The sequence below is a fragment of the Synechococcus sp. UW86 genome, assembly GCF_900474085.1.
Classification (GTDB): Bacteria; Cyanobacteriota; Cyanobacteriia; order PCC-6307; family Cyanobiaceae; genus Parasynechococcus.
Window position 1 is genome coordinate 190,172 of record NZ_UCNU01000017.1, and the last position, 11,269, is coordinate 201,440.

At 61.2% G+C, this 11,269-nt stretch carries 14 protein-coding genes; 8 read left to right on the top strand and 6 right to left on the bottom strand.

What is annotated here, in order from left to right; genetic code table 11:
* The first annotated feature begins 30 nt into the window (after positions 1-30).
* On the top strand, positions 31-963 hold the full coding sequence (locus DXY04_RS09370; RefSeq protein WP_115161854.1) for an LCP family protein: 933 nt from the start codon (positions 31-33) through the stop codon (positions 961-963).
* Here DXY04_RS09370 and DXY04_RS09375 read toward each other — a convergent pair.
* Entirely contained in the window at positions 960-1,460 is a 501-nt protein-coding gene (locus DXY04_RS09375) for a hypothetical protein (protein WP_114987799.1), read from the bottom strand. The genes DXY04_RS09370 and DXY04_RS09375 overlap by 4 nt on opposite strands.
* Before the next feature lie 56 nt (positions 1,461-1,516).
* Here DXY04_RS09375 and DXY04_RS09380 point away from each other — a divergent pair, with 56 nt between their 5' ends.
* From DXY04_RS09380 to DXY04_RS12180, 5 genes are all read left to right on the top strand, one after another.
* On the top strand, positions 1,517-2,512 hold the full coding sequence (locus tag DXY04_RS09380) for a ribose-phosphate pyrophosphokinase (protein ID WP_115161855.1): 996 nt from the start codon (positions 1,517-1,519) through the stop codon (positions 2,510-2,512).
* A 147-nt stretch (positions 2,513-2,659) separates the two neighbouring features.
* Complete coding sequence (locus tag DXY04_RS09385; RefSeq protein WP_244278674.1) at positions 2,660-3,763, top strand: glycoside hydrolase family 10 protein; 1,104 nt, start codon at positions 2,660-2,662, stop codon at positions 3,761-3,763.
* 38 nt (positions 3,764-3,801) lie between these two features.
* Positions 3,802-3,993: a hypothetical protein gene (locus DXY04_RS09390; RefSeq protein ID WP_115161857.1), complete on the top strand. Its 192-nt coding sequence runs from the start codon at positions 3,802-3,804 to the stop codon at positions 3,991-3,993.
* Between the two features lie 187 nt (positions 3,994-4,180).
* Entirely contained in the window at positions 4,181-4,414 is a 234-nt protein-coding gene (locus tag DXY04_RS09395; protein ID WP_115161858.1) for a hypothetical protein, read from the top strand.
* Positions 4,415-4,430: 16 nt separating this feature from the next.
* Positions 4,431-4,595: a hypothetical protein gene (locus DXY04_RS12180; RefSeq protein WP_170951387.1), complete on the top strand. Its 165-nt coding sequence runs from the start codon at positions 4,431-4,433 to the stop codon at positions 4,593-4,595.
* Between the two features lie 15 nt (positions 4,596-4,610).
* On the opposite strand, the gene DXY04_RS09400 is transcribed toward DXY04_RS12180, so the two are convergent.
* Complete coding sequence (locus DXY04_RS09400; protein ID WP_115161859.1) at positions 4,611-5,405, bottom strand: metal ABC transporter permease; 795 nt, start codon at positions 5,403-5,405, stop codon at positions 4,611-4,613.
* Positions 5,398-6,087, bottom strand: coding sequence for a metal ABC transporter ATP-binding protein (locus DXY04_RS09405; protein ID WP_115161860.1), 690 nt, complete (start codon positions 6,085-6,087; stop codon positions 5,398-5,400). The genes DXY04_RS09400 and DXY04_RS09405 overlap by 8 nt, the downstream gene beginning before the upstream one ends.
* Before the next feature lie 105 nt (positions 6,088-6,192).
* On the opposite strand from DXY04_RS09405, the gene DXY04_RS09410 reads away from it, so the two are divergent.
* The gene (locus DXY04_RS09410) at positions 6,193-7,110 is read left to right on the top strand and encodes a metal ABC transporter substrate-binding protein (RefSeq protein ID WP_244278646.1); all 918 of its coding nucleotides are present in this window, start codon (positions 6,193-6,195) and stop codon (positions 7,108-7,110) included.
* A gap of 48 nt (positions 7,111-7,158) precedes the next feature.
* Positions 7,159-8,145: a hypothetical protein gene (locus DXY04_RS09415; RefSeq protein ID WP_115161861.1), complete on the top strand. Its 987-nt coding sequence runs from the start codon at positions 7,159-7,161 to the stop codon at positions 8,143-8,145.
* A gap of 77 nt (positions 8,146-8,222) precedes the next feature.
* On the opposite strand, the gene DXY04_RS09420 is transcribed toward DXY04_RS09415, so the two are convergent.
* The 3 genes from DXY04_RS09420 to DXY04_RS09430 are packed head-to-tail and all read right to left on the bottom strand — an operon-like array spanning position 8,223 to position 11,165.
* Positions 8,223-9,545 carry a hypothetical protein gene (locus DXY04_RS09420; protein ID WP_115161862.1) on the bottom strand — a complete coding sequence of 441 codons (1,323 nt, stop codon included), beginning with the start codon at positions 9,543-9,545 and terminating at the stop codon, positions 8,223-8,225.
* Positions 9,542-10,195, bottom strand: a complete 654-nt coding sequence (locus DXY04_RS09425; protein WP_115162217.1) for a TIGR03943 family protein — start codon at positions 10,193-10,195, stop codon at positions 9,542-9,544. The genes DXY04_RS09420 and DXY04_RS09425 overlap by 4 nt, the downstream gene beginning before the upstream one ends.
* 13 nt (positions 10,196-10,208) lie before the next feature.
* Positions 10,209-11,165 (bottom strand): permease, encoded by a 957-nt coding sequence (locus tag DXY04_RS09430; protein ID WP_115161863.1) that lies wholly within the window; start codon positions 11,163-11,165, stop codon positions 10,209-10,211.
* Between the last annotated feature and the right edge of the window lie 104 nt (positions 11,166-11,269).

The following is an 11,269-nucleotide window of genomic DNA, read 5'->3' on the forward strand; positions in this document are numbered from 1 at the left end:
ACTAAGCGCCATTGCGGTTCGTCCAGCGAAATGAACTGGTTGTCGCCATCCCAAGTTCGCGGTGCGCTGTGTGTCGGTGCTGGCGTGCTCGGGATTGGTGTGACCGGGTGGTTGATGGCGACCCTCTGGCCAAAACCCGATCGCGTTGCCGCGGGCGCTCCGCTGAGTGCGGATCAACCTGAAACTCTGGCCCCCTTTCCGGAGGTCCCGGTGACGGTGTTGGTGGTCGGTGTTGATGCGGATCGGCTGGGTGCCGCCTCCAATCAGGCCGCGCCCAAGGCCCCCCCCAATGCCGATGCACTGCTGCTGCTTCGCATTGCTGCCCAGGAGCCGCTTCAGGTGCTCCAGATCCCCACGGAGCTCAGTGTTCAGCTCCCTGGCGAAGAGAATCCAGGCCCCTTGGCTCAGTTGTGGCGACGGGGTGGCGTCAGTCTTCTCGGCGATGCCATCCGAGACATTGTTGGTCTTCAGCAGGGTGATCCCAAGCGCTATGTGGTGATGCCCCGTGCCGCCCTGCGCCGCCTGGTGGATGGTCTGGGCGAGGTGGAGGTGGTGTTGAGCGACTCCTACAAACGCCAGGACAAGACGCAGGACTACACCGTCATGCTTCAGGCCGGACGACAGCGTCTCGACGGTGCCCAGGCGGAACAGCTGGTGCGCCATCTGCCCGATCCCAAGGCTGTCTCCCAGCGTCGCCAGCGCCAAAACACCCTTGTTGAGGGTCTGATCGAACAGGTCAAGGCCCCCAGTGGAATCGAAGTGATCCCTGGTTTGGTGAACCAACTGAACACTGAGCTGGAGACCAACCTCAGTCGTTCGGAGCAGCTGAGCTTGGCCGCGGCGATCATCGCCAGCCCTGAACCCGCACGGATCAGCCGGCTGCCCCTGGCCAAGCGGGCCGGTGAGCAGACCTTGCGCCAGATCGACGCCGGCGCAAGCCTTCCCCTCTGGCCCCAGCGTTAAGCGGGGCTGCGGAGTTGCAGTCTCCGGGCGAGGGCGTCGACGCATTCGCTCTGTTCCGGATGCTGTTCATCGGGAATCCAGCCCAGCCAGCTGAGGCCGTCCCGGCGTCGCGCTGGGCCATTCCAGGGACCCTGGAGCTGCACCAGGCCAAGCAGGGGCACCTGAAGTTCCCGGCAGAGGGCGGCGTAGGCCGCGGCTGCGCCAGAGATTGAACCGTCCTGTTCAGCAGTGGTCAGCAGCAGCACCGGCTGACGCCAGTCGGCCAGTGCCTGCAGCCAGCTGGCATCACCCTGCGGGGTCGGCCGGGCTGCGTCGCCGCTGAGCCGCACCAGCCCTGTTGCCGCCGGGTTGGTCTGCAGAACCTCAGCCGGTGATGCACCACTGGCCACCGTGGTGAGAGGGCATCGGCAAGCCCTTGCCAGGGCTTCACAGGCCTGACGCATTTTGAGTTCAGGCAGGGGGCCCGCACCCACCAACAGTGGGAAACCTGTGGACATGGGGGCACTGCTCACCTCTACCATCGGATTACAGCAGAATTCGTTCCGCGGGCGCCGTGACAAGTTTCCTGACAGCAGCCCGTGCCGAACAGGAGCAGATGACCCCGGACAGTCGCCGTCTGCGCCTGTTCAGCGGCACTTCGAACCCTGCTCTGGCCAAGGAGATTTCCGCGTATCTCGGGGTGCCTGATGGTCCCCGCGTCTGCAAGCGTTTTGCTGACGGTGAGCTCTACGTGCAGATCCAGGAGTCGATCCGTGGCTGCGACGTGTTCCTGATCCAGCCCACCTGCGCACCGGTGAACGATCACCTGATGGAGCTGCTGATCATGGTGGATGCCTGCAGACGGGCTTCTGCACGGCAGATCACCGCTGTGGTGCCCTACTACGGCTACGCCCGTGCCGACCGCAAGACCGCTGGTCGTGAATCGATCACCGCCAAGCTCACGGCCAACCTGTTGGTGAAGTCGGGCGTTGACCGCGTGCTGGCAATGGACCTGCACTCCGCCCAGATTCAGGGTTATTTCGATATTCCCTGCGATCACATCTACGGTTCTCCCGTGCTGGTGGACTACCTCTCCACCCAGGATCTGGGGGATGTCGTCGTGGTGTCTCCGGATGTGGGCGGTGTGGCGCGGGCCCGGGCCTTCGCCAAGCAGATGAACGATGCCCCGCTGGCGATCATCGACAAGCGCCGCACCGGCCACAACATGGCCGAAAGCCTCACGGTGATTGGTGATGTGGCGGGGCGGACAGCGATCCTGATCGACGACATGATCGACACCGGCGGCACGATCTGCGCCGGCGCTCGCTTGTTGAGGGAGCAAGGGGCCAAGCGGGTGCTGGCCTGCGCCACCCACGCCGTCTTCTCTCCCCCCGCAAGCGAACGCCTGTCCGTCGAGGGCCTGTTTGAGCAGGTGGTGGTGACCAACAGCATCCCGATCCCGCAGGACCGGGTCTTCCCTCAGCTGAAGGTGCTCTCCGTGGCCAACATGCTTGGGGAAGCGATCTGGCGCATCCATGAAGAGAGCTCTGTGAGCTCGATGTTCCGCTGATCGTTGGCCGCGGCCCAATGGACTGTTGAACGAGCGGGCTTGGTTCGGCTTGATCACGGTTGATCCGCGCCATCCTTGAGGCCCGGTGCTTCAACGGCGTTGGCTCAGCGGTGGAAGCCTCTGTTTGGTGTTGCTCTGGCCAGCCTGATGGCGGGGCTTCCCACACCTCTGATGGCTGAGTCCCGATTGGACCGGTTGCTCCGAAACCGCAGCACGATGGGGGTGTGGCTGACCAACAGCCCCAGCCAGCTTTATTACGACCGGAAGCGCATCAGCGCTGCAATGCAACAGCTGCAGGATGCGGGCTTCAATCGTGTGGTGCCGAATGTCTGGAGCCGTGGCACCACGTTTCATCGCAGCCGCTTCGCTCCAGTGGAGCCGCCGCTGCAAAAGGCTGGGGTCAGTCTTGATCCCATCTGCACCCTGGCGGCGGAAGGTCGGCGCCGTGGCATCAAGGTGATGCCCTGGTTTGAGTACGGCCTGATGGAGCCGGCCGATTCATCCGTTGTGCGCAACAACCCCAGCTGGGTGTTGGCCAAAGCCAATGGCCAGCGTTGGATGGCGATGCATGGCAACCATCGGATGGCTTGGCTCAATCCTGCCCATCCGGAGGTTCGTGCCCGCTTCATTGGATTGGTGGTGGAAACCCTGAAGCGCTGTCCGATGCATGGCCTGCAACTGGATGATCACTTCGCCTGGCCGGTTCAGTTCGGTTATGACCCCACCACCGTGGCGTTGTATCGGCAGGAGACGGGACTGGCACCTCCTCGGGATCACAGCAATCGGCAGTGGATGAAATGGCGGCGCAATCAACTCACCTCTCTCTTGCGTGAGTTGCGGCAACGTCTCAAGCAGGAGCGCCTTTCCACCCGAATCAGCCTGTCTCCAGGTCCCTTCCGTTCGGCCTACAACCTCTGGCTGCAGGACTGGGAGCTCTGGGCTATGGGCGGGCTAATTGAAGAGTTGGTGGTGCAGAACTATGCCTATTCGGTTCGTGGATTCGCCAAAGACCTGGATCAGCCGGCGCTGCGCAAAGCCCGCAGCTGGGGCATCCCTTCGCAGATTGGCGTGTTGGCGGGATTCGGCAAACGCACCAACTCGATGGCCGTTCTGGAACAAAAAGTTCGCCTGGCCCGTCAACGCGGTCATGGCGTGATCTTCTTCTACTGGGAAGGCTTATGGGGCAAACATGTGGCGGAGCGGTATCGAGATCCTCGCCGCGCAGCATTCACCAGGCTTGGCTCTGATTGACCAACAGGCCTGGCTCGACACGATCGTTATTGAGTTGCATGAAACAGTTCACCGAAACCAGTTCCGACCCCTATGACCGTCACCATTACCGCGTCTGGTTGTGTGATGGGTCGTTCAAGGATGTCGAGAGCTACGACGCAGCGCAACGCGTTTGGTATTCCAGTAAGACACGGCCAACAACAATTGAAGTGATGCAACCGAAGGGGCAAGGACGTGCCAAAGGCTTTTAGATGTTTTGTTCAACGTGCTGTTCATTGATCGGCTTAGGATTAATTCAGACAGATGCATTTGGCTTTCTTCTCCGGGAGGGTCACGTTGAGATAACTGTCTCGCTAAAATTCTGGATCATTCAATATGAGGTTTTGAGGAATAGCTCTTTAATGATGAATAGGCGGAAAAGTTTAGGGGTTTTGAGCCATGAATCAGTTTGAGCTCAACCAGATTCGTTCCAAGCTGCGGCGGCTTGACCTCGATGCTCAGTTCATCGAGCGGTACATCGATAAGTTGATCAGGAACAAAGAACCGTTTGTGACGGCATTGAAGGCCATTGATCGTTGGGAGAAGAAAGATTCAGGCCAATTTGTGCTTCAAGCCCTCGCCTGTGGCTTGATTGCAGCCCTGGCTGGTGGTTGGTTCGCCGTTGTTCAGTAGCGGGTTGGATGGAGCCATGAGCGATGCAAGCTTGATCGCCCTATTCAGCGTGGGGATGGCCTCAACGCTGACTGTGTTGTTCCTGGCCTTTCGGCGCACCTTCCGCCTGGAGCAGGAACGCACATTGATGCGGAAAATGCGTCGCCGCCTTGATCGGATGTTCCTGAAGCAAAAGCCGTAAAGAAGGCTTCTCTTATCACTGTTGCTCTGCAGTGTTGACCTTGTAGGTGAACAGAAGTGCCAAGCACAGTGTTCCGATCAGTGGGCCCGGTGGCAGGTCAACAGCAATCGCCAGCATCATTCCGCCACCACACAGAAGCAGCCCCGTGCTCGCGCTGCGCAGCATGAGTTCCTTCAGGCTTCGGCTGCGCTCCACGTGCATCAGCACCGGAGCGCACAGCAGCCCAATTACCAGAATCACCCCCACGGCAGTGATGGCGCTGATCACCACCAGGGCGGTGATCAGGCTGCAGATCAGCCGAATCAAGAGCACCGGTCGTTTGGCGATGGCTGCTCCCTCAGGGTCGATGCCAACGAACACCAGGTCGCGGTAGCCCCACGCCACCATCGCGATCAGGGCGCAGGTTGAAAGCGCTGTTCGCAGCAGATCTGTTGTGTTGGCGGCAAGCAGGTCGCCGAACAGGATCGTTTCCAGGTCCACCCGGGCATCCAGCAGTGGAACCAACAGCACGCCCAGGGCCGTGAAGCCCGCTAGGACGGTGTTCATGGCGCCCTCTTCCCTTCCCTTGAAGCGCCGGTTCAGGCGTTCAGCCACCAGGGCGCCCAGCAGTCCACTGATCAGACCGCCGATGCTTGGCTCGATGCCGATGGCCAGGGCGATCACCAAGCCGGGCAGAACGGAATGGGCCATCAGGTTGGCCAGCAACACCCGGCGTTGGGTGATCAGCAACGCTCCCGTGGCCGGGCAGATGGCTCCGATCAGCAGCGAGATCGTGAGTGGCAGAAGCCACCAGATGTCGGGCTCAGCCACAGCAAGAACTCCCCATCATGCAAGTCAGATCGCTCAGTTTTTCGCGGACCGTGTCGGGTGATCCGTTGGCCAGGATCTGGCCGTCCATGACCACCACCTGGTCGTAGCTGTCGAGGGCGCTGCCCCAATCGTGGCTGCTCACCAGCAGCGTCTGGCCGGCTTCCGCCTGATCCCGCATCACCTTGAGCAGGTGCTCACGCGTTGGTGGATCGATGGCGCTGCAGGGTTCGTCCAGCAGCAGGATCTCGGTCTGTTGCATCAACGCTTTGGCCAGCAGGACGCGTTGTTGCTGGCCGCCGGAGAGCTGGTTGAGGCGTTGGGATCCCATGGCTCCCATGCCGACCCGTTCCAGCAGCTGATCGCAGTGGTCTGCTGCTGTGGCTTTGCCCTTTCTGGGCGCCCCCAGCTGCACCATGTCGCGGGCGGTGATCGGAAACGACCAATCAATGGCGGCCCGCTGGGGCATCAGGCCGATGGGCTTACTGGAGTTGACCGTTCCCTGGCTGGGTTTCAGTCGCCCCTTCAGCAGGTGCAACAGCGTTGACTTGCCGGCTCCGTTGGGCCCCACCAGCGCCGTCAGTGTTCCCGCTTGGAGTTGCAGGTTGACGCGGTCAACGGTGTTGCGACCCCCGTAGCTGAAGCACAGCTTGGTTGTGCTCAGCACGCACGACGAATGGCTCATCAACTCTTCGGTGGCCGGACTTGGGCCTCTTGATGTTTTGCACACCCCATGTTGGCGAGGGATCAAGTGCTCAGCAAAATGATAATCATTCTCACCAAGACGTCCATGCGTCCTGTTTTGGCTCGATCGGCGGGGGTCAGCCTTGCTTTGGCCATTGGAGCTGCCGTAGTTCCGGCCCATTCGGCTCAACCTGTGGTGGTGGCCGTCGACGGCACGCTCTGTGATCTCACCAAGACCCTGGCTGCCGGTGCCGCGTCGGTCACGTGCCTGATCCCTCCTGGTGGTGATCCCCATTCCTATCGCTTGAAGCCCAGTGATCGCAGCCAGACCGCCAAGAGTGATCTGGTTTTGCACATCGGTTTCGGGCTGACCCCGTCGGCCAATAAGCTCAAGTCACCAGGAACGGTGGTGGCCGTCGGTGAAGTCGCTCTGCCGTCCTATGGCGGCAGCGACCCCCATGTCTGGCACGACCCGGCCAATTCCGCAGCAATGGTGCGGGTGATCTCAAGTTCTCTGGCCCCCGTTCTTCCAGCCAGTGATCGTGCGGCATTGCAGCAACGCACGGCTCGTGCCGTTGCTGTTTTACAGGCTTTGCAGAGCTGGGAAGCCAAGCAGTTCAGTTCTTTGCCCCCGGCCCAGCGGGTCCTGGTGACCGATCACAGGACCTACAGCCATCTCGCGGATCGCTTCGGACTTGTCGAGATCGCGATGTTGGACAGCCACACCACCGGTGGCGTTTTGCGGCCCTCCAGCCTCAAAACAATCACCCAAGAGGTGAAAGCATCCGGTGCCAAAACCATCTTTTCCCCTTCGGCTTCTCCGAACAAAACCCTGAGGCGCATCAGCAAGTCCACGGGATTGCCGATCGCGTCCACACCTCTTTATGGAGAGGGCATTGCTGCCGGTCGTAATGCCGTTTCAACAGCGACCCTCAACGTCTGCACGATCGTCAAGGGCCAGGGAGGCTCCTGCGACACCGTTGGGGCTAATGCCTTGAACACGCAGTGGTCATCGATCCGGTGACGTAACGCCTTTTCCTCTTCGGTCTTCTTTTTTCTTCCTTCTCGTCTCATGCTCCGTTCACGCCTTGCCCTGCTGGCTCTTCTGTTGAGCCCGTTCGCCTCCATTTCACCTGCTGAAGCCCATGGCTCCCATGGTGGTGGTGGAGAGTCTCTCGAGGCCGGTGAATTCGATTTCACGCCCATCATCAACATCGAAGGCCATGGTGGATTTGACACCAACCTCGAAGGGGATCCCAAGCACTACGCCATCGATGGCATGTTTGGTGGCGTCTTTGAGTGGGGCCTCGCAAATGGCGGTTCTTTTGCGATCGAAGCTGCAATTGGGCCTGCTTTGGTTTGGGGAGAAGCAGAACACTTTTATGGCAAGGTTCACGTTGATGATCACGGCGATGACCATGAAGAAGAACATGACGATCATGACCATGAAGAAGATCATGATGATCACGAAGGACATGATCACGGTCATGACCACAGTCACGACACAGACTTCAAGCGCACCGATATCAAGGGCTTCCTTCAGGCCCGTTATGCACCGAATGACCGCTTAAGTTTTGAGCTGTCCTGGAACCCCTATTACGTCACCAAAGACCAGGGTGAGGACATTCAGGGCTTGAAGAATGAGCTCGGTGCCAAGGCGATCTGGGCTTTGGGTGATGGAGATGTGAATTTCGCCCTTGGCGATGGTATCGAAGATCTTGTGAATGGTGTTTATCTGTCAGTTGATCACCGTCAGGGTTGGGAATCCGACGGGATGTATGTGGGCAACTACACCGATCCTCGTGTGGGCCTGGGCTTCACATTTGGTGGTGATGAGATCTCCTTGATGATTGAAGCGGGCCCTCGTTTTTATGTTCCTGGCAGCTACGCAGGATTGGATCCGCGCACAGATTTGGCTGGTGAAATCGAACTTTCGGTTCCCATCGGTGATGCCACGTTGTTCCTGCACTGGCAGCAGACCTACAGCTGGGAAGATGCGCCTGGCTGGGGTGAAGGTTGGCAGCACCATGTCGGCACTGGCGTGACGTTCACCTTCTAGGTTTCAACAATCGTTTGAGCTTTGTTTGATCAGGAGGGCAGCTTTGCCCTCCTTTTTTATTGCTCAGTTTTTGTTGCTCAGCCTGCATTGAGCCACTGGGCTTCGCTGATGGGTGTGTTGATCACCTTGATGAGCTTCAAGCTGTCGCCATCGATCAGGCCGGCACGGGCATGGGTCTGGTTCGCTCGTGTCAGCGTCATCAAAAGCTGGTTCGTCACCGGGTTCCACTGGATGGGGCTGCCCGCTTTGAGCGTCCACGGCTCCAGGGCCCTGCGTTGTCTCACCTCTCCCGCTTCGCTGATCAGCACCAGTTCGTGATTGCCCCGTTGCTGTTCCCATCGCCCCAGCACAGCCCAGATCCGTTTGCCGCGGTTGTCGCAGGCCACCCCCAGCACCGCCTGATCACCGAGGTGCAGTTGCTTCGGTGCCTGTCCAGGAACCACCAGCTCGATCGAGCGCCTGTAATCCGGCCAGTGCCGGATCAGCACGGCTCGTCCTGAGGCACCGCAGAAGGCTCCCAGCTCCCGGCTGCCCGGCAGCATCTGCGGCTTTTGCTCGGTTGCTTGGAGGGGCCGAAGGCTCAGGCCGTTGCTGGTGGGCATCACCACCCCCCCTCCAGCCGGAAGCAACTGCATCGGCCCGGAGGGTTTCAGTGCCAGAGCTTTGCGTTTGCCATCGGCCTGCAGCAAAAGGGCTTGGTCACTGCCCGGCTGGAACCCACCGCTCTGCACCAGCAGATCCCCATTGAGATTGCTGCTGAGATGAGCGAAGAGCACCTCCCCTTTCAGCAGGGGTTCCGTACGGCTCAGCGTTGGTGGCCCCAAGGCCGCCAGACGGTTGGCGGTGCTGCGGGGCGTCAGTTGATCCCACCACACTTGTTCGGTGCCGCTCTGATCGCGTCCCACCAGGGCGATACCCCGGCCATTTCCGAGGGGGACGACGCTCGGGATGGCGGGCCAGACCCGACTGATCGGTATCCATGCTCCTGATCGCGTCTGCAGTTGAACCTGCTCACCCCCCTGCACGGGACGTGTTGCGATCAGCCAGGGTTTCGGGTCCCACCACCATTGCTGCTGCCCCAGATCTAGCCCGCGTTGGTCCTTCCCTGCGATCGATAGCTCGAGCGGAGCCGTGAGCACGACATCCGCATCGATCACCATCCGCAGTGCTGTCGTCTCCCCCAGCCACTGCTGGGGCACGGATGGAGTGATTCGGGTGGCCTCTCTGACCCTCGGCCGATCCATCGGACGACTGAACTGCAGATCCAGGGCCGCGCTGCCGCTTTGCACCTGCTGGGGCACCAGGCGCAGCAGCCGCGGAGGCCGGCGTAACAGCAGTTGTTGCTGCGCCAGAACAGCGGCGCAGGCCATCAGCATCAGCAGCAAGGGCCGCCGCGTCATGGTTCCAGGGGCCGCTCGGGCCTGGCAATCGGCGTGATGTTTTGGGGAATCACGACGGGGATGCGCCGTTCCTTCCGCGTCTGCACGCTCATCGTTCCCTCGATGGCCAACCACTGGTTGGTTTGAGGGATGAACGACTCCGGCCACTCCACGGCCAGGCCAGCGGGTGTGGCATCGGCCAGGCAACAGCGCACCGTGAGCCGGGCGATCAGCGGTGGGCCCTGGGGTTGCCTCCAGACAAAACCGCTGATGCGTACAGGATTGCCGGCCACAAGGTCGGGATCGGGCTGGCTGCGCAGCAAGCGTACCCATTCCGTGAGGCTGCGTTGTTCGGGGGGCAGAACAAAGGCCAACTCCGGTGGATCGGGCAGGCCCTGGGGGCGGTTGCTGGCCAGATCGCTGAAGGAGGGACTCGGCGGAAGAACCAGCACCAGCGCAGCCATCACGCCGCTGAGCAGCCAGGGCCAGCGCCAGCGTTCGTTTTGCTTCTCTTTTTTCAGCAGAAGGGCCACGCCCAGCATCAGCAAGACCAGGCCGGTGACTCCCACCAGGCCATGGAAGACCCCGCGAAGCAGCAGATCGAGGCGTCCGCTGTGGAGGCTCCACAACAGCGTCAGGCCCCAGAGCAGCAGCAGGGTTCCGCGCTTCAGCACAACCGGCCCCTCACAGCAGCCACAGGTTGATCCACTGACCGATCAGCAGCACGCCAAGAATGGCACCGATCGCCGTGATCAGGATTGCCCTTGGCCGCATCAGCACGGTGAACAGGCCCGCGAGTTTGAGGTCCACAACGGGCCCCAGCAAGAGGAAGGCCAGCAGGGCTCCGGGGGTGATCTGAGCGGCAAACCCCAGGGCCAGAAAGGCATCCACGCTGGAGCAGACCGACACCACCACCGCCAGCAGCATCAAGGCCAGGATTGATGCCGTCGGCGCGCCCCCCACGGCCAACAGCCAACTGCGCGGCAGCCAGGTCTGCACCAGGGCCGCAATCACGCACCCCAGCACCAGCAGAGCCAGCAGATCGAGAAATTCGCGGCAGCTCTGGTCCAGCACCTGCCAGGCCTTGAGGCGCTTTCCGTTTATGGATCGGGGGGGGCTGGGTGATCCGCCGATCACACCACTGCTCCGCTGCAGCAGCCCCAGGTTGCTGAGGGGCTGGCTCAAGCGGCGTTCCTCCAGCAGCGCAGTGGCCAGGAGCTTCGTCTCGGGCAGTTGCACCAGCAACAAGCTCAGCAGGATCGCCAACAGAAAGGCTCCCAATGGCCGGGCCACCAGCAGCCAGGGCTGATCGGGAAACGCGGCCCAGGTGCTGGCCAGCACGATGGGATTCAGCACCGGAGCTGCAAACAGAAAGCCGAAGGCCGTGCCCATCGGTGCCCCGCTGGCCAGCAGACGGCGAGCGACGGGGACGTTGCCGCATTCGCAGGCCGGAAGTGCAAAACCCATCAGGGCCCCGATGATCGGTGCCAGCACTGGGTTCTTTGGGAGCCGCTCGATCCAGGCACCCGATGGCACGGCCCATCGGGCCAGTCCTGCGATGGCAACGCCGAGCAGCAGAAACGGAACGGCTTCCAGCAGTAACCCCTGAAAGATCGCCCAGGCCGTGGCGAGCTTGTCCAAGCGTTCGGGCGGCAGTTGCTTCTCAACGTTCTCAGTTCAGCTCGCCTATCGGGGGGCGTTGACATGGTTTGTTGATCGGCCTGCGCGGCAGGCTGGGACGACGT

Excerpts from the sequence above, each read along its gene's own strand:
- DXY04_RS09370 (WP_115161854.1), top strand. The coding sequence starts at position 31 with ATGAACTGGTTGTCGCCATCCCAAGTTCGCGGTGCGCTGTGTGTCGGT.
- DXY04_RS09375 (WP_114987799.1), bottom strand. The coding sequence starts at position 1,460 with ATGTCCACAGGTTTCCCACTGTTGGTGGGTGCGGGCCCCCTGCCTGAA.
- DXY04_RS09385 (WP_244278674.1), top strand. The coding sequence starts at position 2,660 with ATGGCGGGGCTTCCCACACCTCTGATGGCTGAGTCCCGATTGGACCGG.
- DXY04_RS09390 (WP_115161857.1), top strand. The coding sequence starts at position 3,802 with ATGAAACAGTTCACCGAAACCAGTTCCGACCCCTATGACCGTCACCAT.
- DXY04_RS09395 (WP_115161858.1), top strand. The coding sequence starts at position 4,181 with ATGAATCAGTTTGAGCTCAACCAGATTCGTTCCAAGCTGCGGCGGCTT.
- DXY04_RS12180 (WP_170951387.1), top strand. The coding sequence starts at position 4,431 with ATGAGCGATGCAAGCTTGATCGCCCTATTCAGCGTGGGGATGGCCTCA.
- DXY04_RS09405 (WP_115161860.1), bottom strand. The coding sequence starts at position 6,087 with ATGAGCCATTCGTCGTGCGTGCTGAGCACAACCAAGCTGTGCTTCAGC.
- DXY04_RS09410 (WP_244278646.1), top strand. The coding sequence starts at position 6,193 with ATGCGTCCTGTTTTGGCTCGATCGGCGGGGGTCAGCCTTGCTTTGGCC.
- DXY04_RS09415 (WP_115161861.1), top strand. The coding sequence starts at position 7,159 with ATGCTCCGTTCACGCCTTGCCCTGCTGGCTCTTCTGTTGAGCCCGTTC.
- DXY04_RS09420 (WP_115161862.1), bottom strand. The coding sequence starts at position 9,545 with ATGACGCGGCGGCCCTTGCTGCTGATGCTGATGGCCTGCGCCGCTGTT.